Raw genomic sequence first — 25,614 nt, forward strand, 5'->3', positions numbered from 1 at the left:
TCCGGCGGGTCTTCGCGTTTAGGGTCGATGAGTATGACGACCTGGCCCACCCTGCGCACGTACACCGGCCGCCAGCTCCGCCGGATCGCCCTGCCGCTCGGCGGCATCGGCACCGGAACGGTCAGCCTCGGCGGCCGCGGCAACCTCCGCGACTGGGAGATCGTGAACCGCCCAGCGAAAGGATTCCGCCCCGGTACGGCGTTCTTCGCGATCCGTACCGAGTCGCCGTCGGGTGCCGTGACAGCCCGCGCGGTGGAAGGCCCGCTGGATCTCAGCGAGTACGAGGGCGCGCACGGCAGCGGCGCGCAGAATCACGGTCTTCCGCGTTTCCGGGACGCGACGTTCGCCACCGCGTACCCGTTCGGGCGCCTCGAGCTCCGCGATACCGACGTTCCGGTTTCCGTCGACTTGGAGGCGTTCAACCCCTTCGTCCCCACGGACGTGGCCGCGAGCTCCTGGCCCGTTGCCGTACTCCGGTTCGCGGTGACCAACCACGGCACGGAAATCCAGACCGTTTCCGTCGCCGGCGCGCTTCAGAACTTCATCGGCCGCGACGGCACCACCGACGTAGCCGCCGGAAACTACAACACGCTTTCCGAGGGTGAGCCCGGTCGGCCGGTAGGCGTGCTGCTTCGTAGTCGTGGTGTTGATCCCGAGGCCGAACAGTTCGGATCGATGGCGCTCGCGGTCCTCGACGGACAGGATGTCTCCCGGCGGACCGGCTGGGCCGATCGCACCTGGGGCGACAGCCTGCTCGATTTCTGGGACGACTTCACCGCCGACGGCCGGCTCGACGACCGCGAGAGCGAGTCGCCGACACCGGTCGCCTCCGTCGCGGACCGCCGTACCGTCGCTCCGGGTGCCACCGAGCACTTCACGTTTCTGCTTTCCTGGCATTTTCCGAACCGGCGCGCGTGGGAGAAATCGGAAACTGTCGGAAACCACTACACGACGCTGTACGCCGATGCGTGGGACGCGCTGACCCGGTTCGCGCCGCAGCTCGCCGACCTGGAACGCCACACCGTTGCTTTCGTCAACGATTTCCTGGCGAGCGACCTGCCGGAACAGGTCAAGGAAGCCGCGCTCTTCAACCTCAGCACGCTCCGCACGCAAACCGTTTTCCGCACCCCGGACGGACGTTTCTTCGGCTGGGAGGGATGTTCCGACCACGAGGGCAGCTGTTTCGGAAACTGCACGCACGTGTGGAACTACGAGCAGGCCACGCCGTTCCTCTTCGGTGAGATCGCGCGCTCACTCCGCGAGATCGAGTTCGCCCACGCGACCGACGAGAACGGGTTGATGAGTTTCCGCGTCGGCCTGCCGCTGGAGACCAACGCCCGCGACTGGAAGGTCGCGGCGGCGGACGGGCAGCTCGGCTGTCTGGTCAAGCTGTACCGCGACTGGCGGCTCAGCGGCGATGACGAACTGCTGCGCTCGCTCTGGCCTGCGGCTCGTCGCGCACTCGAGTTCTGCTGGATCCCGGGCGGCTGGGACGCGGACCGCGACGGCGTCATGGAGGGCTGCCAGCACAACACCATGGACGTCGAGTACTACGGTCCGAACCCGCAGATGCAGTCGTGGTACCTGGCCGCGCTACGGGCCTGCGAGGAAATGGCGACGTACCTCGGCGACGACCTCGCCGACGAGTGCCGGAAGTTGTTCGAGCACGGCAGCGCGTGGATGGACGCGAACCTGTTCAACGGCGAGTACTACCGGCACGAGATCCGACCGCCGGCATCAGCTGACGACATGGCCGCGGGGCTGCGCGAGACGATGGGCGCCGCCGATCCGACCCATCCCGTGCTGCAACTCGGCGACGGCTGCCTGGTCGACCAACTCGTCGGGCAACACCTCGCCCGGCTGACCCAGCTCGGCACATTGCTCGACGAGGACCGCGTCCGTACGACGCTGCGCAGCATCCTGAAGCACAACGGGCTGTCCGGGTTCACGGGTCATTTCAACCACATGCGCAGTTACGTGCTCGGCGACGACGAATCCGCCGTACTGATGTGCAGCTACCCGCGCGGCAACCGCCCCGAGCGCCCGTTCCCCTACTTCACCGAGGTCATGACGGGCTTCGAACACATCCTCGCCGTCGGCCTCATCACCGAGGGCCTCGTCGACGAAGGCCTGGCGGTCATCACCGACATCCGCAACCGCTACGACGGCGAACGCCGCAACCCCTTCGACGAAGCCGAGTGCGGCCACCACTACGCCCGCGCCATGGCCAGCTGGGGCGCCGTCATCGCGCTCACCGGCTTCGACTACGACGCCCGCACCGGCACCCTCCGCTTCGCACCCCGCCAACCCGACGCCGAACAACTCTTCTGGTCCACCGGCAACGCCTTCGGCACCTTCAACACCACCACCCACGAACTCACCATCCGCGAAGGCCAAGCCCCCATCCACACAGTCGAACTCAACGGCACCCCCATCACCCCACACCTCACCTGACCCGCCCCGTCCCTTCCCCGACCGCGGCCACCTCGATCGGCGGGACTGGACACCGGACCTCCACCACTCACCAACTCGTTCCGACGCAGCTCGCAGAGCTCATCTCCCGCGTACGGCCGGTCGGGCCGCGACGGTTGGTGAGTGCTGCAGGTCCGCCCCGCCGCGGGCGGTGCGGTCGTCGCGCGGTGCAGGTCGCAGAGCGCGCCACCCGCGTACGACCGGTGCGGCGGGGACGGTTGGTGAGTGCTGCAGGTCCGCCCGCCTCGGCGCTCCGGTCGCGGTCTCGCGATGACTGTCGACCATACCAAACGGTATGGTATGTTTTGAGCGTGGTGAAGCGGGTGGAGTGGTTGGACGCGGGGCTCGAGCTGTTGGCGGCCGAGGGGGCGCCGGCGGTGACTATCGAGCGGTTGACCGCCGAGCTCGGGGTGACGAAGGGCTCGTACTATCACCACTTCAAGAGTGCGAGCGGGTTCAAGACCGCGCTGCTGGAGCACTTCGAGGCGCAGTACACGAGCCGCCTGATCGACGTCATCGATGCCGACGACGCGCCCCCGGCTGACAAGCTCCGGCACCTGCTGCGGCTGGTCCTGGCCGATCCGGACAACGCTGCACTGGAGATCGCCGTACGGGCGTGGGCGCTGCAGGATCCCGCAGTACGGGCGGCGCAGCAGCGGGTGGACGTGGCGCGGACGGAGTACCTGAAGAAGTTGTGTCGTGGGCTGGACGCGGACGTGGATCCGGACCGGTTCGCGCAGTTGCTGTACCTGATCCTGATCGGTGCCGAGCAGGTGCTGCCGCCGATCGACCACGAGGGGCTGCGGGAGATCTACGACCTGACGCTCCGCCTCATCGACTAGAGGAGCGCGCATGCCGACCACTCTGCACGAGCTCGACGATCTGGTGCCGGTTGTGGACGAGATGGACGTGAAAACGGCGCACGGCGACGTGACGCTGCGGGAGTTCATCGCCGGCGCGCTCGGCCACAGTCCGCTGTGGGTCAAGGGCTTGTTCGCCGTTCGGATGGCCGTGGCGGCGGTCCTCCGGCTCGAGACCACCGGCATTTCGGAAACACGGAAACTGCGACCGGAAACAGTGAGCTTCACGCCCGGCGAGAAGGACGCCTTCTTCACCGTCGTGCGCGGCGAGGAGGACCGCTACCTGTTGCTGAAGATCTCCGACAACCACCTCGACGGGTACCTCGCGTTCTTCACCGACAACGAGCGGCCCGCGACATTCAAGGTCGTGACCCTGATCCAGTTCCTGCGGCCCGCGGGGCGGTTCTACTACAACCTGATCAGGCCGTTCCACCACGTGATCATGCTCAGTATGTGCCGAGCCGGTGAGACGTGGCGCGATAGGCAGTGAGCGCTGCCGCCGACCCGACGACCACCAACGCCGAACAGAAGATCAATCCGAGCAGCTGCCACGGAATCGCCAACGCTGCAAGGCCGTACGGGCCCGCGGCGATCCCGGCAAGCGCGGCCCCGGCGACCACCGCTCCGAGCAGTACGCCGACCACCACAACGGTCCCGGACTCCACCAACGCGACCGTCACCACCTGACCGCGGGTCAACCCCGCCATCCGTGCCAGCGTGAACTCGCGCCGCCGATCGGCCGTCGACATCACGACCGCGTTGACGACCGCCACCGCGGTGAAGATTCCGGCCAGGCCCATCAGCGCGGCGAACAGCCCCGAGTTGCTGCGCTGCTGCACCTCACCACGCGCGGCCGCCCACTCCTCGACCGACTGGCCGTCCATCGTCGCGCCCGGCGCCAGCTTCACCAGTGTCTCGGTCCGCCCGCCGGCCGGCAGCAGACTCCGCGGAATGAAGAAGTTCTCGCTGACATCGAGTGTTTCCGGCATGATCGCCACGACCCGCACCGCGATCTTTCTGTTGCCGAGCGCAACCGTGAGCGTCGACCCGAGCTTGTACCCCTCGACCGCCATCCCCGGCCCGATCGCGATCGTCCGGCCGGCGAGGCGATCCAGCGAACCCTTCCGCGGCCGCAGTTTGTGCGTCTGCTGGTACGCCACCGGATCGATCCCGATCGCCTCGGAGTACACCGTTTTCCTTCCGCGCGTGATGGCGATCGGAACGGCGGTCTGCGCCGAGGCGACGACGATTTCCGGACCCGGCGCGACCACATGGTCGACCACGACATCCGCCGTGATCAACCGTTCCTGCTCGACCCCGACCGCTTTCGCCAGGGACCCGAACGTTCCCCACAACCCGATCACCAGCCCGACGAGCACGATCAACGGCGCCGCGGTCGCCGCGCTCCGGCGTACCGCGTGCAGGACGCCGGCTCGCGCGAGGTCCGCGATCAAGTTGCCTCGAACAACGAGCGCGGGAACGCGACCGACCAGCGGTACGACGACCGGGCTCAGCTGGCTCAACGCCACGGAACCGCTGGTCATCACGACGAGACCGATCATCAACCCGGCCACGAGATCCCGCGCCGCCTGTGCCGCGATCACCAGCACGACCGTGCAGAACGCGGCCGACAGCCCCCAGAACCATCGCCAGGCCGTCATCACCTGCCGCGCGGCCCGCCCCTCGACGACCGCCTCCAGCGCGTTCACCCGCGACGCCCGCCAGGCCGCGGCGAGTACCCCGGCCAGCGCCGTACACACGCCGACCAGCATTGCCGCCCAGACCGCGCCCTGATCCCACGGCGCATCGAACCAGCTCGGCAGCATTCCCAACCGGATGAGCAACCACGACTGCGCCCAGGTCGCGAGCGCGCCGAGCGGCAGCCCGACCACACTGCCGACGATCCCGAGGAGACCTGCCTCGGTCACCACCATGAGACAGAGGTAGCCCCGCTGCGCCCCGACCAGCCGCAGCAGTCCGAACTCCCGCCGGCGCTGCACCGTCATGAACCCGAACGTCGTGCTGACGATGAACACGCTCAGGAACATCGCGAGCATGACCGACATCCCGAGCAGCGTCGCCGCGCCAACGTACCCCTCCCGGACCCTGGCGCGGTCGTACGCCGACAACCCGGCAGGCAGCACCGGCCGGTCGGTGGCGGCCAGCATCTGCAGACCCGACTGGACCAACCCGACCCCGAGCGCGACAGCGACCACGGCGCCGGCGAACAGCTGCCACCTGGTCCGCAGCGCCCCGACAGACAACCTCAGCATGTGCCCAGCCAACCGGCTACGAGCGCGGCTGACTCTGGCCCGCACACCCGGCCGTGGGTAGCTCGCGCGCTACCTCAAGCGCCGCGGCGAGGTCTCCCGCGCTCTACCGCAGCACCTCGAGCAGGGCAGCGAAGTCTCCCCGGTCGACCTCGCGCGCGCCGATCAGCGCCTGCATGAGCAACCCGTCGAGCGCGGCGACCAGCAGTCGCGCCTTCACCGGATCGCCAGTGAAGGTTCGTGCGATCTCCGTCAGCGGCTCAAGCCACGCCCCGGCCGTCTCCCGCAGTTCCGGCCGCCGAGCGGCGTACAGGTACAGCTCGTAGAGCGCCAGCGTCCGCCCGCGCCGTCGTACGACGCTGTGCTCGATCAGCCGCGCCAGCTCGTCGGCCGGTCGCGCGCCGAGCTCGCTCCCCCGACCGTGCAACTCGACGGCGAGGTCCTCCGCGGCGGACCGCAACGCGGAAATCAGCAGATCGTCCAGTGTCGGAAAGTGATAGGTGATCGACGCGACGGAAACGTCGGCAACCGCGGCCACCGCACGGTGGCTCACACCTGCGACTCCGTCGCGTTCGATCACGGCCAGGGTCGCCGCGAGCAGTTCGTTCCGGCGCTGCTCACCACGGACCCGGCGACCGTCGGCACCCCGGCTGACCTGCACGAACAGCAAACTATCAGGACGTCTGTACGGATTGATTTTGGTCTCCGGAATCGCGAGATCGACCGGTTTCCGCGACTTAGGCTCGGATTCCGTGGCCCCTTCGGAAAACGCAGCAGAAATCGGTACGGCGATGCGCCGCGCACTCAAGCGCGCAGCCGACGGCAAGACCCTCGACGCGGCGGAAGCGGAGGTGCTGCTCGGCGCGAGCGGCGACGCGCTGACCGCTCTGATGGCGACCGCGGCCCGGGTCCGCGACCAGGGCCTGGCCGACGCCGGCCGACCCGGCGTCGTCACGTACTCAAAGAAGGTCTTCATCCCACTGACCCGGCTGTGCCGGGACCGCTGCCACTACTGCACGTTCGCGACCACGCCCGGCCGGGTGCACGCGCCGTACCTCTCGCCGGACGAGGTGCTGGAGATCGCGCGGCAAGGAGCGGCGCTCGGCTGCAAGGAGGCCCTGTTCACGCTGGGCGACGCGCCCGAGGACCGGTGGGACGCGGCGCGGACGTGGCTGGAGGAGGCCGGGTACGACAGCACGCTCGACTACGTCCGGGCGATGGCGATCCGGGTGCTCGAGGAGACCGGCCTGCTCCCGCACCTGAACCCGGGCGTCATGTCCTGGCAGGACCTGCAGCGGTTGAAGCCGGTCGCGCCGAGCATGGGGATGATGCTCGAGACCACGTCGCGGCGGTTGTTCGAGGAGAAGGGGCAGCCGCATTTCGGGTCGCCGGACAAGGACCCGGCGGTGCGCCTGCGGGTGCTGGAGGACGCCGGACGGTCCAACGTCCCGTTCACGACCGGACTGCTGATCGGCATCGGGGAAACGCTGGCGGAACGTTCCGACTCGATCTTCGCGCTGCGGAAAATCGCCCGGCAGTACAACGGCATCCAGGAACTGATCATCCAGGGTTTCCGGGTGAAGCCGGACACGGCGATGCGGAACGACGCCGACGTTCCGCTGGACGAGTGGCTGGCCGCGATCGCCGTCACCCGGATCGTGCTCGGGCCGCGGGTCCGGGTGCAGGCGCCGCCGAACCTGGTCGACCTGGCCGAGTGCCGCGCACTCCTCGACGCGGGCATCGACGACTTCGGCGGGGTCTCGCCGCTGACGCCTGACCACGTGAACCCCGAACGCCCGTGGCCCCAGATCGACGACCTCGTCAAGGTCACCGCCGATGCGGGGTTCGTTCTCCGCGAGCGTCTGACGGCGCACCCGGAGTACCTGCGGGAGCCGTGGCTCGACCCGCGGCTGATCTCCCACGTGGAGGCGCTGCTCGACCCGGAAACCGGGTTGGCCAACGAGGACGCCAAGCCGGTCGGCCTGCCGTGGCAGGAGCCGGACGGCGGATGGGACAGCGTCGGGCGCACCGACCTGCACACCGCGATCGACACCGAGGGCCGCCGTACCGAGACCCGCTCGGACTTCGACGCGGCGTACGGCGACTGGGACGTGCTGCGCGAGGACGTCGCGGCGCGGCGCGCGGCCGAGGCAACAGCCGGCGGGACCGGAGCGGCAGGCACCACCTCCCCCGAGCGGATTTCCGCCGAGGTGAAGGCGGCGCTCGCCGCTGCCGAGCGGGATCCCGCGGGCCTGTCGGACGCGCAGGCGTTGACGCTGATGACCGTGACCGGGCCGGCCCTGGACGAGCTCGCGCGGATCGCCGACAACTTGCGCAAGGCAACGGTCGGCGACGACGTCACCTATGTCGTGAACCGGAACATCAACTTCACCAACGTCTGCTACACCGGCTGCCGTTTCTGCGCTTTCGCGCAGCGCCGGACCGACGCCGACGCCTACTCGTTGTCGATGGACGAGGTCGGCCAGCGCGCCGAGGAGGCCTGGGTGATCGGCGCGACCGAGGTCTGCATGCAGGGCGGGATCCACCCCGACCTGCCGGGAACGGCGTACGCCGACCTGGTCCGCGCGGTCAAGGACCGGGTCCCGGACATGCACGTCCACGCGTACTCGCCGATGGAGATCGTGAACGGCTCGGTCCGCACCGGTCTGTCGATCGAGGAGTTCCTGATCTCGGTCAAGGAGGCCGGCCTGGACAGCGTCCCGGGCACCGCCGCGGAAATCCTCGACGACGACGTGCGCTGGATCCTCACCAAGGGAAAGTTGCCGACGGCAAGCTGGATCGAGGTGATCAGCACCGCGCACAAGGTCGGTCTGCCGTCCAGCTCGACGATGATGTACGGCCACGTGGACGCACCGCACCACTGGGTCCAGCACCTGCGAACGATCGCCGCGGTGCAGGACCAGACCGGCGGCTTCACCGAATTCGTGCTGCTCCCGTTCATCCACCAGAACTCGCCGATCTATCTGGCCGGCGTCGCCCGGCCGGGTCCGACGTACGACGAGAACCGTGCGGTGCACGCGATGGCGCGGATCATGCTGCACGGGCGGATCGACAACATCCAGTGTTCGTGGGTGAAACTCGGCGTCGACGGCTGCGTCGCGGTGCTGAACGGTGGCGTCAACGACATCGGCGGCACGCTCATGGAGGAGACGATCAGCCGGATGGCGGGCTCCAAGCACGGCAGCCGCAAGTCGATCGCCGAACTCACCGCGATGGCGGACGCCGCAGGCCGCCCGGCCCGGCAGCGCACCACGACGTACGGCGAGGTTCCGAGCCGCCCGGCACTCGAGCTCACGTAAGCAAACCGGCCGAAAGTTGTTGAGGATCGGACTATTCCGGCCGTCGGTAGTTGTTGCAGCAGGCAACGTCTCTACGGAAAGTGAAGGACCTTTTACTCAGCGTCGCCTACTTCAAAGGCAATGCAAATGTTTGATCCCGGGAGTTCCCGGCCAGTAGGCCTGCGTGACAACGTTCAGTTGTCGGCGACGGACGGGTCGCCGGCACTGGGTCCAGGTGGTTCCAGGGATTCCCGTCCGCGACCGGACTGTACCTCCCCTGCCGGCCGCGGAATGAGACTCGGGCCACCCTCCTTCGGGCCATGCCCTCTCGGGGCAACAGCAGGACGCCGGCCGTGTCGGTGGGGTGTTGGTCGCCAGTGAGGTGGCGACCAACGCCCGGCACGGTCGGCGTTTCTCTTGGAGTCTTCCTCGCTGTACTGGTGCTGCTGGGGACCAGTACAGCGAGGAAGCTCTCGTTGCCGGGTGCTCGTTTGTGGGGGGCTCGCTGTCAGTACGGGTAGGTGTCGTCGCGGCGAGTCGGGTCCAGGTCCCACAGCGAGAACTTGACGACCTTGTGGGATTCCTCGCCACCGCCCGGGACCAGCCCGAACGACTCGTACTCCTTCGAGCCCAGTCCGTCGAGGTAGCACAGCAGCTCGAACGCGGACTGCGCGTCCTCGATGTCGTCGACCACGTCGTCGTTCTGGGCCTCGTCGGCCCGACTCCGCACGTACCGCACGAAGGCTTCCGGGTCGGTCACCACGTAGTCGTAACGCGCCTGGTAGCTGAGCCGGACCCCGTTCTCCGGCAGCAGCGGCTCCTCGAGCTCCTCGAGGTCGTCCAGGCCACCCTCGACGATCTCCCGATAGTCCGCGGGATCGTCGAAGTCGTCCGGCCCGAGCGGCAGGTCGTCCAGTTCGTCGGGGTCGTACGAGTCGATCCCGAGGAAGATGTCACCCCACCCCCGTTCGTGGACGGCGTCCGCGAGCGCCCGGGACTGGACCCGGACGTTCTCGATCGCGCCGGTGGCCCGCAAGTCGTGCAGGTCCAGAGCGTCGGCCTGCTCCAGCAACACCCGGGCAAGTTCACGGGCGGCCTCGGCGGCCGACGCGGGTTCGATCGGCTCACTCATGCTGCGACGGTACAACCATCGGCACCTCCACTGCCGCGCCCGGTACGCCGAATGCGTCGACGAGCTCCAACGCCGCCGGCCGGACGGTCGCGCACATCTCGTTGACCAGCGCCGTGATCGCCTTCGACCGGCCCGGCGACAGCCGCCCGTGCTCGAGGTACCACGCGCGTTCCGACTCGATCGTCACCAGCGCGTGCAGGTCGTACACGTCCTGCAACAGCGGCCGGATGTCAGCCGGCGCGTTCCGCACAGCGGACTGGAACGCCTCCAGGACGACCCGGTCGACATGCGCCCGCCCAGCCGCGATCACGTGGTCCTGGCACCGGTTGAACACGTCGAACGGCTCGTCGCCCGCATCGACGCCGCCCTTCAACCGCCGCGCCACCCCGGACAACATGTGCTCCTCCCGGAACCGGAGCAGCCCCGAGTGGTAGTCGTCGTCCCGCAACCCCGCATCCGGATCCGCCGTCTCACTCCGATTCGGTACGGCGTCGCGCAGCCGCTCGATCAACGGACGCAGTGCCGCCTTCTCGACCGCGATCTCCACCGCCTGCGCTGTGACGAACCGCGCCGTACCGAGTGGGTCCAGCTTGCCGAACGACTCGCGGTAGTCGGTGAGCAGACCCTTCGCGACGAGCTGCAGGAGGACCGTGTTGTCGCCCTCGAACGTGGTGAACACGTCGGTGTCGGCCTTCAGCGTCGCCAGCCGGTTCTCCGCGAGGTAGCCGGCGCCGCCGCACGCCTCGCGGCAGGTCTGGATCGTCTCGGTCGCATGCCAGGTGCCGAGCGCCTTCGTCCCGGCGGCCTGCGCCTCCAGTGCGCGGCGGTCGTGTTCGTCGCGGTCGTCGGTGAACACCCGGGCGAACTCCTCGACCAGCTCCGCCTGCGCGAAGTGCAGCGCATAGGTCCGGGCGAGCAGCGGCAGCAGTCGTCGTTGATGCATCCGGTAATCGAGAAGCAGTGCCTCGTCAGCACTCCCCGGGGCGCCGAACTGGCGGCGCTGAGCGGCGTACCTGATCGCGATCGTCAGGGCGACCTTGCTGGCGTTGATCGCCGCGCCGCCGACCGAGACCCGTCCCTGGACGAGCGTCCCGAGCATGGTGAAGAAGCGCCGGTCCGGGTTCTCGATCGGACTCGTGTAGTTGCCGTCAGCATCGACCTGCGCGTATCTGTCGAGCAGAGCGGCGCGGGGCACTCGGACCTGGTCGAACACGATGCGACCGTTGTCGACACCGTTGAGCCCGAGCTTCGGCCCGCAATCGGTCAGCGTGACGCCCGGCAGCGCCGCACCGTCGTCGTCGCGGATCGGCACCAGCAGGCAGTGCACGCCGTGGGTCTCGCCACGGACGACCAACTGCGCGAACACGGCTGCCATCCGCCCATGGCGCGCCGCGTTGCCGATGTAGTCCTTCCGCGCCGCCTCGGTCGGTGTGTGGACGACGAACTCGTCCGTCGAGGCGTCGTACGTCGCCGTGGTGCCGAGGGCCTGCACATTCGACCCGTGGCCGGTCTCGGTCATCGCGAAGCACCCGAGCAGCCGCCCGCTGACCGCGTCCGCGAGGTACCGCTCGTGGTGCTGCTCGGTCCCGAGATGCTGGATCGCACCCGCGAACAGCCCGAACTGCACACCCGCCTTGACCATCAGCGACAGGTCACCGAAGGCGAGCGTCTCGAACCCCGCGATGAACCCACCGAGGTCCGCCGCGCCGCCATACTCCTTCGGGTACCCACGGGCGGGCAGCCCGTCCGCCGCCGATTCCAGCAGCAGCTCGAGCACCTTGTCCCGATACTCGTCCCGCGGCAGCCGCACCGCCAGGTCGGCCATCTCGGCGTGCGCGGCCAACTCGGCCCGCACGACATCCCGCGCCGCCTTGTGCGGCCCGTCCAGGTAGTCCCGCATCCCCGATGTGCTCATACCCTTAACTTACGAGGATTCGTGGGCACTTTCCGTCACCTCTTCGTGACTGTGGAAAAGCTGGCATGAATCCGTATCTGCGGAAGTATGCTGTCTACCGTGCCGAACTTGCGGGTCAGTGAGGCGGCCGCGCTCCTCGGGGTCAGTGACGACACGGTGCGTCGCTGGATCGACCAGGGCCGGCTGCAGTCCAAACAGGAGGGCGGCCGGATGGCCGTCGACGGGGGAGCGCTCGCCGCGTTCGCCCAGGAGCTGGCGGACTCGCCGGAGCCTGGCGCCACCACGGCCGCGTCGGCGCGCAACCGGATGCGCGGGATCGTCACCCGCGTCCTCAAGGACGGTGTGATGGCCCAGGTCGAGATGCAGGCCGGGCCGTTCCGCGTCGTGTCGCTGATGAGTCGCGAGGCCGCCGACGAGCTCGGGCTGGAGCCCGGTGTGGTGGCCGTCGCGTCGATCAAGTCCACCCATGTCGTCGTCGAAATCCCGGAGGCCTGATGTTCCGCCGTACCGCGTTCGCCGCCCTCGCCGCCGTCGCAGCGCTCGCCCTGGCGGGGTGTGGCAGCGACTCCCCGGCCGGGTCGTCGTCCTCCCCGAGCAGCTCGGGTACGCCGACCTTGTCGGGCCAGGTCCAGGTGTTCGCCGCCGCGTCGCTGACCGGCACGTTCACCCAGCTGGGCAAGGACTTCGAGGCCGCGCACCCTGGCGTGAAGGTGACCTTCAACTTCGCCGGCAGTTCGGCGCTCGCGAAGCAGATCAACGAGGGTGCGCCCGCCGACGTGTTCGCCTCCGCGGCGCCGAAGAACATGGACGACGTGAAGGACAAGAACACGCCGACGACGTTCGTGACGAACACGCTGGAGATCGCCGTACCGAAGGGCAACCCGGGCAAGATCACCGGCATCAAGGACTTCGCCGACGAGAGCAAGAAGATCGCGATCTGCGCGCCGCAGGTGCCGTGCGGCGCGGCGGCCGAGAAGGTCTTCAAGGCGGCCGGGATCACCGCCAAGCCGGACAGCCTCGAGCAGGACGTGAAGGCGGCGCTCACCAAGGTCAGCCTGGGTGAGGTCGACGCGGCGCTGGTGTACAAGACCGACGTACTGTCCGCGAAGGACAAGGTCGAGGGCATCGAGTTCCCCGAGGCGAAGGAGGCGGTCAACGAGTACCCGATCGCCACGCTGACCAAGGCTCCGAACGCTGACGGCGCCAAGGCGTTCGTCGACTACGTCCTGTCCGACAAGGGCAAGACCGTCCTCACCGCAGCTGGATTCACCGCACCGTGAGTCGTCGTGGCAGGAGTACGAGCGGGCGACTGCCTCTCGTACTCCTGCTGCCTGCACTACTCGGTCTGGCGTTTCTACTCGTCCCAGTCGTCGGTCTGCTCGCGAAGGCTCCGTGGTCGACGTTGCCTTCTCGGCTGTTCAGTGCTGACGTCTGGCAGGCGCTGAGGCTGTCTCTGGTGTGCGCGACCGCTGCTACTGCGGTCTGTCTGGTACTGGGCGTCCCACTGGCCTGGTTGCTCGCTCGTGGCGGCCTGCCGGGGCGGAGTGTCATCCGAGCGTTCGTAACGGTGCCGCTGGTGCTGCCGCCGGTGGTGGGTGGCGTGGCGCTGCTCCTGGTGCTCGGGCGACGCGGTCTGATCGGTCAGCACCTCGACACGTGGTTCGGGATCTCGCTGCCGTTCACAACCGCCGGAGTGATCGTGGCGGAGGCCTTTGTGGCCATGCCGTTCCTGGTGATCTCGGTGGAGGGTGCATTGCGCGCGGCCGACCCGCGGTACGAGGAGGCGGCCGCAACACTCGGTGCGGGTCGGTGGATGACGTTCCGGCGCGTAACGCTCCCGTCGATCGCACCGGGCATCGTGGCCGGGACGGTGCTGTGCTGGGCACGCGCACTGGGCGAGTTCGGCGCCACCATCACGTTCGCCGGCAACTTCCCGGGCCGTACGACGACTATGCCGCTGGCTGTCTATCTGGCGTTGGAGACCGATCCCGACGTGGCCGTCGTACTGAGTCTGGTGCTCCTGTTCGTGTCCGTCGTCGTACTGGCGTCTCTCCGCGAGCGCTGGATCAGTGGGCTCCGATGACTCTGTACGCCGACCTTCGCGTGAGCCGGGGCTCCTTCGACCTGTCGCTGGACCTGACTGTCGAGCCGGGTGAGGTAGTAGCCCTTCTGGGCCCTAATGGTGCTGGCAAGACCACTGCGCTCCGTGCGATCGCCGGACTGCTCGCGTTGGACGGCGGACGCATCGCACTGGACTCCACCGTCTGGGACGAACCACCACGTACATTCAGCACCCCTGACCAGCGGCCGATCGGCGTGGTCTTCCAGGACTACCTGCTGTTCAACCACCTGAGCTGCTTGGAGAACGTGGCGTTCGGTCTCCGCGCTCGGGGCGTCGACAAACCCACAGCACGCCGGGAAGCCGCACGCTGGCTCGAGATCGTCGGCCTGTCCGAGTACGCGCGCTCACGGCCCCGCGCACTGTCCGGCGGGCAAGCCCAACGCGTAGCACTGGCGAGAGCTCTGGCCACCGAGCCCGACCTCCTGTTGCTGGACGAGCCATTGGCCGCGTTGGACGCCAGTACGACGCTGCACGTCCGCGCCGAACTGGGCCAGCACCTGGACCGCTTCGAAGGCCACACTCTGTTGGTCACCCACGACCCGCTGGACGCGATGGTCCTGGCCGACCGTCTGGTCATCATCGAGAACGGCAAGGTGGTGCAGGAAGGCAAACCAACCGAGGTGGCCCGCCGGCCACGCACCGACTACGTGGCCCAGCTGGTCGGTCTGAACCTCTACCGAGGCACGGCGTCCGGCACCACAGTCGTACTGAACGACGGCAGCAAGATCACCTTGGCCGAACCGGCGATTGGTGGCGTCCACGTCGCGTTCCCGCCCACCGCGGTCAGCTTGTACCCCGACCTCCCATCCGGCAGCCCGCGCAACACCTGGCCGGCGGTTGTCACCGGCATCGAACAGCACGCCCACACGGTCAGAGTCCGCCTGGACGCCTCCCCCACCGGCCCCGCCGACCTACTGGCCGACATCACCCCAGCGGCCGTCGCCGACCTCCACCTCTCCCCCGCCCAACACCTCCACGCCACCCTCAAAGCCACCGAGGTCCACACCTATCCGGTATCGCCAGGCGTGGCCCCTTCGTCCACCTAGGGTTCGGGACTGACCATCCCATCACTACCGAGTGGGTGTACACGTGGCGCAGGAAGACGATGTTGAACTCGGGCGTGTCATGAGGGTCGCAATGAGCGGTGTGGGTAGTCCTCCGCGGCGCGCTCCGATCGCGGACCTGGAACAGACGACGACACAGCACCCTCAGGCCGAGCCTGAGAAGGAGGCCGCGGCGAAGTCAGCCGCCGCGGAGCAGGCCGCGCGGGACAAGCAAGCACTCGTCAAGGCGATCGACACCGCCCGAGACACCGTCGCCTCTGTGCGCGGTGGCTTGACCGAGATCGGAACGCAGGCGCCCACCGAGGAAGAGCTCCACGAGGCAGTGGCTACCACTCGTGCCGAGATCGTGGCGGGCACGCACGTAGCCGGCGAGCGGGCAACGCAGCACCTCCGTGAGACCGTCGGCGACTGGGGAGAGCGGATGGAAGGGGCCGCACAGGCGTTCAAGCCGCTGGAGGAGCAGCTACGGAGTGCCCGAGAGACGCTCAGCGACGCCGCCGGCACGGCCAACGAAGCCCTGCGCCCGCAGTTCGATCGGCTGCAGACCGCTCTCCAGAGCCGCGAGGACGACCTCGCCGGCCTGCGCGCCGGTTTCGAGAAGGTCACTTCGGAGGCGAAGTCTGTCGCCGACCCCGAGTCGAGGGTGCCGGAGCCTGTCCGGATCATTGGCGAACCGGACAGGGACCGGTCGACCGAAGACCGCACAGCCGACCTGGCACGGCATCTGCACGAAGAAATGATCGACGGCTCGCCGGCCAAGCAGACCAACCAGTTCCAGTACCTCTTCAGGGTGACCGAGACCTCGATCGGCGATTTGTCCACCAAACTCGAGCAATCCGATCCGGCCGCCGTCCTGCCCGCGGCACAGGACACCCAGACACAAGCGACCCAAGCAACCGACGGCGCGGCACACCGCGCTACTCGCCCGACCCCACGCCGGGCTTCCGGGCAATCGATGTAAGCCATCGACACGAGGGCGTCGCGCAGCTGCGTCGCAGTCGCCCGCGAGCGGGAGCTCGCAGATCGCCGGCGGCTGTCTTTGGGTTCGCGCCAACCGTTTGGGACGGGGTGAAGTGGTTGGTGGGGGCTCAAGGTGGCCCGGGCACGGACGAGGTGCAACCCACCCCGGAGCGGGGCGGGAGCACGCTGAGCGGGTGCGCTGAGGAGCGCCGCGACGACGGAAGCGCTGCGTAACGCGCGTGGGAACCACAGTTGCCCGTCAACACAGCCCGATCGATGAGGGTCACCGGCTGAGCAGTCGCTACAGGGCGGGTGGGAGCTCGCGGAGCGGGTGCGCTGAGGAGCACCGCGACGAAGGAAGCGGCCGCGCAGCGTGCGCGGGGTACCACGCTCGCCCGTCGGCGCGGCGAGCTAGGCGAGAAGCGCGGGCTGAGTAGTCGCCCGCGAGCGGCAGCTCGCAACTCGCCGGCGGCAGCCGGCAATACAGCGCAGGGCGGGTGGGAGCTCGCGGAGCGGACGCGCTGAGGAGCGGCGCGACGAAGGAAGCGGCCGCATACGCGTGCGCGGGGAGGATCGCGGCACGACGCACCTTGGGTGGGGTTACGGGCTGTGATGGGTTCGGGACGGATTGACATGTTGTAACGGGGGGAATCACGCTCAGGATGCGCGGTGCGGTAACGAAGAGTGTTTAGTTACTCACTCGTAGTGTATGTGTTCTTCACGCGAGAGTGATGACATCGTGCACTACGCCGGGCCCTCGGGTGCCGCCCAAGATGTGGCGGGGCACCACGAAAGGGGGGTCGGACAGTCATGCACGAGAGTTACGAGTTCTACTGCCTTGCGGATCGGCGGTTCTACGAGACGCCGGCCAACCGCGGCGCTCAGCACCCGGACTTCGCGATCACGCAGCGACCGGTGCCGGAGCACTGGCAGCACGTGCCGGGCGAGCAGTGGATGCACTACGCGCCCGAGGACCTGGAGCTCGCCAAGCAGGGCTGGAAGATCCACGTGTCCGCCCGCCTGCAAGATGTCGAGCGCACCCTCGAGGCGGTCTGGGAGTACTGCGTCCCACGCGGTATCGCCTTCAAGTTCCTGCGCAACGAGGCCGTCCTGGTGATGGTCAACTCGAAGGCCGCTCCCCGTGGGTCGAGCGGCAAGCTGGTGACGATCTACCCGACGGACGACGCCCAGCTCGAGCTCGTCCTCAAGGAGCTCAACGAGATCCTCCACAGCGTCGAGGGCCCGTACATCCTCAGCGACCTGCGCTACGCGGACGGCCCGCTCTTCACCAGGTACGGCGCCTTCGTCAGCAGGTACTGCCTCAACCAGGCCGGCGAGCGTGTCCTCGCCCTCGAGGGCCCGCACGGCACCCTGGTCCCCGACCACCGCGGACCGACCTTCGTCACACCGCCATGGGTCGAGCTCCCCAAGTTCCTCCAGCCGCATCTCGACGCCCGCAACGCGGTCACCACGAACGACCTCGCGTACACGATCGACGGCGTCATCCAGTTCTCCAACGGCGGCGGCGTGTACCTCGGTCACCACACCGAGTCCGGCGACCGCGTGGTCCTCAAGGAGGGACGCCCCTACGCCGGTCTCGACATGGCCGGCCGGGACGCGGTGGCGCGGATCGCTCACGAGCGCGACATCCTCGAGCAGCTCGACGGACTGGACGCCGTACCGAGGACGCACGACTACCTGCAGCTCGGTGACCACCATTTCCTCGTTCAGGAACACATCGACTCGGTGTCCCTGCAACGCGAGCTGGTACGGCGTTATCCGCTGACGCACCCGGACGCGACCGAGGCCGACAAGGCGGCGTACGCGGAATGGGCGACCGCGATGGTGGCCAAGGTCGGTGCGGCAGTCGGGCAGTTGCACGAGCGCGGCGTGGTGTTCTGCGACCTGCATCCGGACAACCTGCTGCTCGATGTGAACGGCAAGCTGACCCTGATCGACTTCGAGGTCGCGACGAAGGCCGAGGACCAGGCCCGTTCGACCCTCGCGCATCCGGGGTACGCCGCTCCGCCGGACCGGCAGGGCATCGACGTCGACCGGTACGCACTCGCTTGTATCGCCTTGAGCGTTTATGCGCCGCAGGCGACGATCTTGCTGAATCTCCATCCCGGTAAGGCGTTCCAGCTCGCCGACATGATCGCCGAGACCTTCCCGGTCCCGCGCGCCGAGCTCGACGAGGCCGTCACCACGATCGTCGGCGCCGCCGCGACCAACGACCTCCACGACCTGCCGCTCCCCGGCAAGGCAGACTGGACCGAGGTCCGCGCGGCGCTCGCCACGGCGATCGTCGCCAGCGCGACTCCGGAACGCACCGACCGCCTGTTCCCCGGCGACATCGCGCAGTTCCGCGACGGCGGCGGACTCGATCTCGCGACCGGTGCGGCCGGTGTCCTCTACGCGCTGGCCAAGACGGGCGCCGGACGATTCCCGGAGTACGACGATTGGCTGCGCAAGCGGGCCGTCGACGCCCCCGCCGGACCGGGTCTGTACGACGGTCTGCACGGTGTCGCGCATGTCCTCGACGAACTCGGCTACCGGCAGGACGCACTCGACCTGATCGACCGCACGCTGGCCGACGACTGGAGCTCCCGCGAGCTCGGTCTGCACTCCGGTCTCGCGGGCATCGGCCTGAACCTCCTGCACTTCGACACCGAGTCGACGCTGCGAGCGCGCGCGGTCCGGGTCCTCGATCTCGTCGCGGATCGCCTGCACGCCGACGTACCGGAGATCAGTGGCGGGCAGTACCCGCGGGCCGGTCTGATGTACGGATCGTCCGGACCCGCGCTGCTGTTCCTCAACGCCTTCGAGCAGCTCGGTGACACCGGTCTGCTCGACCTCGCGGAGATCGCGATCCGGCAGGATCTCAGGCGGACGGTGCTCACCGAGGACGGGATGCGCCAGGTCAACCAGGGCTGGCGAACGCTGCCGTACCTCGAAGAAGGTTCGGCCGGCATCGCGCTGGTCCTGGAGCGGTACCTGCGCCACCGCCCGTCCGAAGAGCTCGCCGTCACGCTCCAAGAGCTGCAGCGGGTCACGCACTGCTCCTACTACGTCCAGCCCGGGCTGTTGATGGGTCGCGCCGGTCTGCTCCTCACGGCAGCCGCACTCGGCGATGAGGTCGACGACCTGGTCCACGGCCTCGGCTGGCACGCGATGCCGTTCGAAGGCGGCCTCGCGTTCCCCGGCAACCAGTTGCTCCGGCTCTCGATGGACCTGGCGACCGGATCGGCCGGCGTCCTGCTGGCCCTGGGTACGGCGTTGCACGACGCGCCGGCGACCCTCCCGTTCCTCGGACCTCCCCAGTGGTCCGAGTCCCTGTCCCGACGAACGACATCGAAGGAGGTGTAAACACATGGCACTTCTCGACCTTCAGGGTCTCGAGACCCCGGGTTACGGCCACGGCGGCCACCACCACGGCGGCTCCACGCTGACCGTGCTGGGCTGCGCTTCGCAGACCCCGAGCAACCTGAGCCTGCTGCTCTGCCACTGATGTGGCACCTGTTACATCACCTGTTATGCCAGGTAGAGGCCCTGGGTGGGCGGCAGACCCGCCCAGGGCCGACCTGTTTCACGCCGGTGACCGACTCGCCTCGGTCGCCGGCGGGTAGCCCGGCGGCGCCGCGCTCGTTGTGTGGGTGGGACAGAAGGAGAGTGAGGTGATCTTTCCGTGCAGTCTTATCCATGCGCCGAGCGTCTGACGCTCGTGGAGCAGGTGCACGGTTGTACCGTCGCCGACCCGTATCGCGGGCTCGAGGACGCCGAAAACCCGGTCACGCAGCGCTGGCTGCGGGACCAGGACGATCTATGGCTGACGTACGCCTGCTCGCTGACGACACGCTTCCGCTGGAAGCACCGCGTGCGCCAGTTGTCCGAGGTCAGCAGTGTCTCCCCGCCTGTCTGGCGCGGCGACCGCTGCTTCACCCTGCGCCGCGAGGCCGACCGCCAGTACGCCGTACTGTTCGTCGACGAGACGCCGCTGATCGATCCGAAGCAGCTCGATCCGACCGGTCTGACCACGCTCGACGCCTGGCAACCGTCACCGGACGGCACGAAGGTCGCGTTCCAGCTCTCCCGCGGCGGCGACGAGCAGTCCACGCTCTCGGTCCTCGACATCGCGACCGGACAGCTGATCGACGGCCCACTCGACGGCTGCCGCTACTCACCCGTCGCCTGGCTCCCGGACAGCACCGCCTTCTACTACCTCCGTTTCCGCCAGGTACGCCGCCATACGCTCGGCGACCCTGACGACATCACGGTCCTCGCCGACGAAGCGTCGTACGGGCTGGAGATCAGCGGCGACTGGCTGACGATCTGTACGCCGACCGACGTCTGGCTCGCGGACCTGTCGACGGATGCCCCGCTGACCCACCTCCCGCAAGACGCGACCACGATCATGTCCGTCGGTCCTGACGGCCGTCTGTATGTCGTCACGACTCAGGACGCGCCCACCGGCCGGATCTGCGTCGGCGACCCGACCGAGCCGTCCGTCTGGCGCGACTACATCCATCCGGACGGGCCGCTGACCGGGCTCGCGATCCTCGACGACGTCGTCCTGGTGAGCACCGCCGACAAGATCACCGAGCACGACCGCGAGACCGGCCGGCTCCTCGACACTCTCGACCTCGCCGGCGGGTCCGTCGGCTCACTCACTGCCCACGGCAACCAAGCCTGGTACACGTACACCGACGCGATCACGCCGCCGACGGTCTACCGCTACGGCGACCGGCCGCAGACCCGCCCGGACCTCGAAACACACACGTTGCACACCAGCTCCGGCGTCGAGCTCCGCGTGATCGGCACACCAGGCCCACGCCCCACGATCCTCTACGGGTACGGCGGATTCGGGCAATCGCTCACTCCGACGTACTCCGCCTTCGCGCTGGCCTGGGTCGAAGCGGGCGGCTCGTTCGTGACCGCGACGGTCCGGGGCGACGGCGACCGAGGCGCGACCTCGCACAAGGCAGCCGTCCGCCACGCCAAGCAGAACACGTTCGACGATTTCATCGCGGCCGCGGAGCACCTCACCTCCGAAGGCTGGACGACGCCGGACCAGCTCGCGATCTGCGGCGAGTCGAACGGCGGGCTGCTGACCGCTGCCGCGCTCACCCAGCGACCCGAGTTGTTCGCCGCCGCGGTCTGCTCGGCGCCGTTGACCGACATGATCCGCTACGAACTCTCGGGTCTAGGCGAGCGCTGGACCGCGGAGTACGGGACGGTGAAGGACGCCGACGACTTCCGCGCACTGCTCTCCTACTCGCCGTACCACCGCGTCGCCGATGGCGTGAAGTACCCGGCCGTGCTGCTGACCGCGTTCGGGAACGACACCCGGGTGGATCCGCTGCACACGCGGAAACTGTGCGCGGCGTTGCAGCACGCGACGGCGAGCGCGCGACCGGTGCTGCTCAGGCACGAGCCGGACGCCGGTCACGCGACGGGCGGCATCGCGCTGGCCGCCGACATGCTGGCGTTCCTCGCCGATCAGACGGGCCTGGACCGATGATCACCTTCGGAGAGGTGGCGAAGCGCGGCCGGGGCTGGCTGCCGTTGATCGGCGTGAACGCGCTGATCGGCAGCGGGGTGACGCTTGCGCTGCCGACCGTTCTCGGCCGCTCGGTCGACGCGATCGTTGCCGGCGACGGCTACACCCGCTGGTTGATCACCGCCGCCACGCTGATCGGTCTCGGGATCGCGGCGAGCATCATCGACGCGTTCGCAGGCGCGGCGTGCGTCGCGGAAACGACGGCCTGGCTTCGGCGTCGTCTGGTCCGGCACGTCGTCCGCGGCGGTCCCGACAGGACGCGTGACTTCGAGACCGGCGACCTGGTCACGCGCGTCTCGGCGAACGCCACCGACGCTGCCCAGGCCGGTCCGGCCGCGGTGACGGCGATCGCCGCGATCGCGCCGCCGCTCGGAAGTCTCGTTCTGCTCGCGGTCATCGACGCGTGGCTCGCCGCGGCCTTCTTCGGCGGCGTCGTCCTCGTGATCCTCGTGCTGTGGACGTTCGCGAAACGAACCGCCGACGTCAGCCTGGCTTACCAGGAGACCCAGGGCCGCATCGCCGCCCTGCTGTCGGAGTCCCTCACCGGAATCCGCACCATCACCTCCGCCGGTACGACGGACCGCGAAGAGACCCGCATCCTCAGCCTGCTCCCGGAACTGCACCGGCACGGCGTCGTCACGTGGCGCATCCTGGCCCGTTCCGGCGCGCAGGCCGCGGTCGTCGGCCCGCTCGTCCTGGTCGCCGTCCTCGCGGTCGGTGGACTGCAACTCGTCGCCGGCCGGATCACCGCCGGCGAGCTGTTCGCCGCCTCGCAGTACGCCGTCCTCGGGGCCGGTCTCGGCAACCTGACCGGTGTCCTGGGTGAGATCGCCCGCGCCAAGGCCGGCGTGAAGCGATCCGCCGAGGTGATCTCGATCGAGACGGTCGCGCACGGCACGCTGCCGTTGCCGGCCGGGCCGGGGCAGCTGACGTTCGACAACGTCAGCGTCGTCGCGGACGGGAATGTCCTGCTGCACAACGTGAATCTCGACCTGCCAGGTGGCCGCACGATCGCGGTCGTCGGCCCGAGCGGCGCCGGCAAGTCCGTGTTCGCGGCGGTCGCGGCCCGCTTGCGGGACCCGTCGACGGGGCAGGTCTCGCTGGACGGCGTACCGCTGCAGGCTGTCAGCCGGCGTGCGCTGCGGAGCGCGGTCGGGTGCGCGTTCGAGCGTCCGCAGCTGGTCGGCCGGACTGTTGGTGAGTCCCTCGACCCGCACGCGGTCAGCCCGATCCGCACGCTCGCCGCGGCGCGCGCCACGCACGCGCACGACTTCGTCAGCCGCCTTCCCGACGGCTACTTCACTTCGTTGCGCAAGGCACCGATGTCCGGCGGCGAACGGCAGCGCCTCGGCCTCGCCCGCGCCTGGTCGGCCCGTCGGCTGCTGGTTCTCGACGACGCCACGTCGAGCCTCGACACGGCCACCGAACGCCAGATCAGCCGCACCCTCACCGAGGACCGGCACCACCGCACGCGCCTGATCGTCACCCACCGCCCCGCCACCGCGGCCCGCGCCGACCTGGTCATCTGGCTCGACCAGGGCCAGGTCCGCGCCATCGCCCCCCACGCCGACCTCTGGCACAACCCGTCCTATAGAGCCGTCTTCGGATGAAGCGCGAGTTGTCGTTCGGTGCTGTCGCGTTGCGGAAGCGGGCCACGGTCGGGCTGATCGGGTGGTCGATTCCGGAGATCCTGCCGACGGCGGTCTACGGGATCGCGGTGGCGCGGGCGACGGACAGCTTTCTCGGCGGGCACGCGTGGCAAGGGATCGCGTGGCTGGGTGGCTTGGTGGCGACCGCGGGCTTGGGTGCCACGGGAGCACGGCAGGTCTACGGCCGGCTCGGTGATCTGGTCGAGCCGCTCCGCGACGATCTGGTACGCCGGGTCGTCGGCGGCGCGCTCCGGTCCGGCGACGACAGCGCCGTCGCGCGACTGAACCGGCAGGTGGAGATTGTTCGCGACACCTTCGCCGGACTGGTCCTGGTACTGCGGAGTTTCGCGGTCACGCTGTTCGGCGTACTGGCCGGGTTGCTGTCGCTCGCTCCGCTCGTCGCCGCGTTCGTCGTACCACCGTTCCTGGTCGGGTTCGCGTTGTCGCTGGCGGTGCTCGGGATGGCCGCGGATCGGGTGCGGGCGTCACTGACGGCGGACGAGGAGCTCGCGGCATCGGCGGGCATGGTGTTCGGCGGCGTGCGCGACATCACCGCGACCGGGACCGAGGAGTACGCCGAGTGGCTCGTCGGCGAACCGATCGCGGCGCATGCGGCGGCGGAGCGCGCGCTCGCGAAGGTGTCGGCGCTGCGGACCCTGTGCTTCGCGGTGGGCGGCTGGCTGCCGTTGCTGATCCTGCTCGCGACCGGACCGTGGCTGGTCGGGCGTGGCGTGAGCACCGGCACGCTGCTGGGCGGACTCACGTATGTCTTGATCGGTTTACAACCGGCGCTGAACACCGTCATGAACGCGCTCGGCGACAGTGGCCTCCGGTACGTCATCACCCTCGGCCGGATCCTCGACACGTCCACTGCGGCAGCACAGCCCAGGCCGGTCGACGCGGTGAACGGCTACCAGGTCCGGCTGAACGACCTGACGTTTGCCTACGGCCCCAAGGCCGAGCCGGTGCTGGACAGCCTCGAGCTGAGCATCCCCGAAGGCGAACACCTCGCCGTTGTCGGGCCGAGCGGTATCGGCAAGTCGACGCTGGCCGGGCTGGTCTGCGGGATGCTCGCGCCGACCGGCGGCCGAGTGCTGCTCGGCGGTGCGCCACCGACGGAGTTCGCCACGGGACTGCTCGCGCGGACCCGGGTGCTGATCCCGCAAGAGGCCTACGTCTTCAGCGGCACCGTGCGGGACAACCTGAACTACTTGTTGCCCAGCGCAACGGATGATCAGATTTCCGAAGCAGTACGGGCGATCGGTGCCGGAACACTGGTCGACCGGATCGGCGGATTGGATGCCGAGGTGAAGCCGGCGCAGCTGTCCGCGGGCGAGAAGCAGTTGCTCGCGCTGGTTCGCGCCTACCTGTCACCTGCGCCGCTCGTCGTCCTCGACGAAGCGACCTGTTACCTCGACCCGGAGGCCGAACGTCGGGCCGAGGAAGCGTTCGCCCAACGCCACGGGACTCTCGTCGTGATCGCCCACCGGATCAGCTCGGCGCTGCGGGCGCGCCGCATTCTCGTGCTCGACGGCAACAAAGCGACCCTCGGCACCCACGCCGGCCTGATGCGCACGTCCCGGATGTACCGCGATCTCCACGGCAGCTGGACACCCAACCAAAGCCGGACCGGTCAGATCCAGCCCGCGTCCTGAGCCTTGCGGATCGCCTCGATCCGGCTCCGCGAACCGGTCTTGGCGAGAATGCGGGACAGGTAGTTGCGAACAGTCCCCGCACTCAGGCTGAGAGTCCGCGCGATCTCCTGCGCCGTCGCGCCGGTGGTGACCTGACGCAGTACCTCGCACTCGCGGTCGGTCAGCGGGTTGTCACCGGCCTTCAACGCGGCCACCGCCAGCCGTACGTCGACCACCGGCAGGCCCTTCGCCACGTCGCGCACCGCCTGTACCAGTTGGTCAGTGGTCGCATCGCTCGCGATCAGGCCGATCCGCGGCGCCTGTTTCACCAGCGCCAGGCTGGTGGCCGCAATCGCCTCGTGGTCGATCAGCACCAGCACGCCGCGACCGACCAGTTTCCGGCAGAGCTCATCGATCCGGATCCGGCCGGGCAGCTGCGGGTCGAGCAGGAAGACGTCCGGGCGCCGTCCGGCCACCTGGAGCACCTCCTCCGCGCGGTCCACCTCGGCCACCACGTCCAGGTCGTTCTCCCTTGCCAGCACCGCGGCCAGTGCACCACGCACCAATGTGCCGCGATGGCCGAGAGCCACTCGGATCACCGCTCCTGCCCCCATCACATTCGTTGCCTCATCCGCCGTTCACCCACGCCCCCAGCGGAAAGCAGCTGCCGGACGACGGTG

At 68.8% G+C, this 25,614-nt stretch carries 19 protein-coding genes; 14 read left to right on the plus strand and 5 right to left on the minus strand.

The annotated features are described in order from the left end of the window. Positions 1-33 precede the first annotated feature (33 nt). From AC0662_RS32530 to AC0662_RS32540, 3 genes are all read left to right on the plus strand, one after another. The gene (locus AC0662_RS32530) at positions 34-2,454 is read left to right on the plus strand and encodes a GH116 family glycosyl-hydrolase (protein WP_478305437.1); all 2,421 of its coding nucleotides are present in this window, start codon (positions 34-36) and stop codon (positions 2,452-2,454) included. Between the two features lie 329 nt (positions 2,455-2,783). Beyond that, the gene (locus AC0662_RS32535) at positions 2,784-3,314 is read left to right on the plus strand and encodes a TetR/AcrR family transcriptional regulator (RefSeq protein WP_478305439.1); all 531 of its coding nucleotides are present in this window, start codon (positions 2,784-2,786) and stop codon (positions 3,312-3,314) included. A 10-nt stretch (positions 3,315-3,324) separates the two neighbouring features. After that, positions 3,325-3,822: a DUF2867 domain-containing protein gene (locus AC0662_RS32540; RefSeq protein WP_478305441.1), complete on the plus strand. Its 498-nt coding sequence runs from the start codon at positions 3,325-3,327 to the stop codon at positions 3,820-3,822. On the opposite strand, the gene AC0662_RS32545 is transcribed toward AC0662_RS32540, so the two are convergent. Next, positions 3,779-5,605 carry an ABC transporter permease gene (locus AC0662_RS32545; RefSeq protein WP_478305443.1) on the minus strand — a complete coding sequence of 609 codons (1,827 nt, stop codon included), beginning with the start codon at positions 5,603-5,605 and terminating at the stop codon, positions 3,779-3,781. The two genes, AC0662_RS32540 and AC0662_RS32545, sit on opposite strands and share 44 nt — an antisense overlap. Positions 5,606-5,708: 103 nt before the next feature. Next, complete coding sequence (locus AC0662_RS32550; RefSeq protein WP_452193174.1) at positions 5,709-6,263, minus strand: TetR/AcrR family transcriptional regulator; 555 nt, start codon at positions 6,261-6,263, stop codon at positions 5,709-5,711. A gap of 91 nt (positions 6,264-6,354) precedes the next feature. Between AC0662_RS32550 and AC0662_RS32555 the strand changes: the two genes are divergently transcribed. After that, on the plus strand, positions 6,355-8,922 hold the full coding sequence (locus AC0662_RS32555; RefSeq protein ID WP_478305445.1) for a bifunctional FO biosynthesis protein CofGH: 2,568 nt from the start codon (positions 6,355-6,357) through the stop codon (positions 8,920-8,922). Positions 8,923-9,409: 487 nt separating this feature from the next. Here AC0662_RS32555 and AC0662_RS32560 read toward each other — a convergent pair whose 3' ends face one another. Then, positions 9,410-10,033 (minus strand): hypothetical protein, encoded by a 624-nt coding sequence (locus tag AC0662_RS32560; RefSeq protein ID WP_478305447.1) that lies wholly within the window; start codon positions 10,031-10,033, stop codon positions 9,410-9,412. Next, positions 10,026-11,948, minus strand: a complete 1,923-nt coding sequence (locus AC0662_RS32565; protein ID WP_452193169.1) for an acyl-CoA dehydrogenase family protein — start codon at positions 11,946-11,948, stop codon at positions 10,026-10,028. The genes AC0662_RS32560 and AC0662_RS32565 overlap by 8 nt, the downstream gene beginning before the upstream one ends. Positions 11,949-12,047: 99 nt before the next feature. Here AC0662_RS32565 and AC0662_RS32570 point away from each other — a divergent pair, with 99 nt between their 5' ends. From AC0662_RS32570 to AC0662_RS32615, 10 genes are all read left to right on the plus strand, one after another. Then, positions 12,048-12,443: a TOBE domain-containing protein gene (locus tag AC0662_RS32570; protein WP_452193167.1), complete on the plus strand. Its 396-nt coding sequence runs from the start codon at positions 12,048-12,050 to the stop codon at positions 12,441-12,443. Further along, complete coding sequence (gene modA, locus AC0662_RS32575) at positions 12,443-13,228, plus strand: molybdate ABC transporter substrate-binding protein (protein WP_478305450.1); 786 nt, start codon at positions 12,443-12,445, stop codon at positions 13,226-13,228. The genes AC0662_RS32570 and modA overlap by 1 nt, the downstream gene beginning before the upstream one ends. Beyond that, positions 13,225-14,031, plus strand: a complete 807-nt coding sequence (modB, locus tag AC0662_RS32580) for a molybdate ABC transporter permease subunit (protein WP_452193163.1) — start codon at positions 13,225-13,227, stop codon at positions 14,029-14,031. The genes modA and modB overlap by 4 nt, the downstream gene beginning before the upstream one ends. Continuing rightward, the gene (locus AC0662_RS32585; protein ID WP_452193161.1) at positions 14,028-15,116 is read left to right on the plus strand and encodes an ABC transporter ATP-binding protein; all 1,089 of its coding nucleotides are present in this window, start codon (positions 14,028-14,030) and stop codon (positions 15,114-15,116) included. Before modB ends, AC0662_RS32585 begins: the two co-directional genes overlap by 4 nt. A gap of 43 nt (positions 15,117-15,159) precedes the next feature. Then, positions 15,160-16,095 carry a hypothetical protein gene (locus AC0662_RS32590; protein WP_478305453.1) on the plus strand — a complete coding sequence of 312 codons (936 nt, stop codon included), beginning with the start codon at positions 15,160-15,162 and terminating at the stop codon, positions 16,093-16,095. Between the two features lie 809 nt (positions 16,096-16,904). Further along, positions 16,905-19,460 (plus strand): class III lanthionine synthetase LanKC, encoded by a 2,556-nt coding sequence (gene lanKC / locus AC0662_RS32595; RefSeq protein WP_478305455.1) that lies wholly within the window; start codon positions 16,905-16,907, stop codon positions 19,458-19,460. Between the two features lie 4 nt (positions 19,461-19,464). Beyond that, complete coding sequence (locus tag AC0662_RS32600) at positions 19,465-19,602, plus strand: SapB/AmfS family lanthipeptide (RefSeq protein WP_130387812.1); 138 nt, start codon at positions 19,465-19,467, stop codon at positions 19,600-19,602. Positions 19,603-19,779: 177 nt separating this feature from the next. Then, positions 19,780-21,612 (plus strand): prolyl oligopeptidase family serine peptidase, encoded by a 1,833-nt coding sequence (locus AC0662_RS32605; protein WP_478305458.1) that lies wholly within the window; start codon positions 19,780-19,782, stop codon positions 21,610-21,612. After that, the gene (locus AC0662_RS32610) at positions 21,609-23,261 is read left to right on the plus strand and encodes an ABC transporter ATP-binding protein (protein ID WP_478305459.1); all 1,653 of its coding nucleotides are present in this window, start codon (positions 21,609-21,611) and stop codon (positions 23,259-23,261) included. Before AC0662_RS32605 ends, AC0662_RS32610 begins: the two co-directional genes overlap by 4 nt. After that, positions 23,258-24,955, plus strand: a complete 1,698-nt coding sequence (locus tag AC0662_RS32615; protein WP_478305461.1) for an ABC transporter ATP-binding protein — start codon at positions 23,258-23,260, stop codon at positions 24,953-24,955. The genes AC0662_RS32610 and AC0662_RS32615 overlap by 4 nt, the downstream gene beginning before the upstream one ends. On the opposite strand, the gene AC0662_RS32620 is transcribed toward AC0662_RS32615, so the two are convergent. Further along, positions 24,934-25,533, minus strand: coding sequence for a response regulator transcription factor (locus AC0662_RS32620; RefSeq protein WP_452193149.1), 600 nt, complete (start codon positions 25,531-25,533; stop codon positions 24,934-24,936). The genes AC0662_RS32615 and AC0662_RS32620 overlap by 22 nt on opposite strands. Between the last annotated feature and the right edge of the window lie 81 nt (positions 25,534-25,614).

This window comes from Kribbella sp. NPDC043289 (assembly GCF_056436705.1).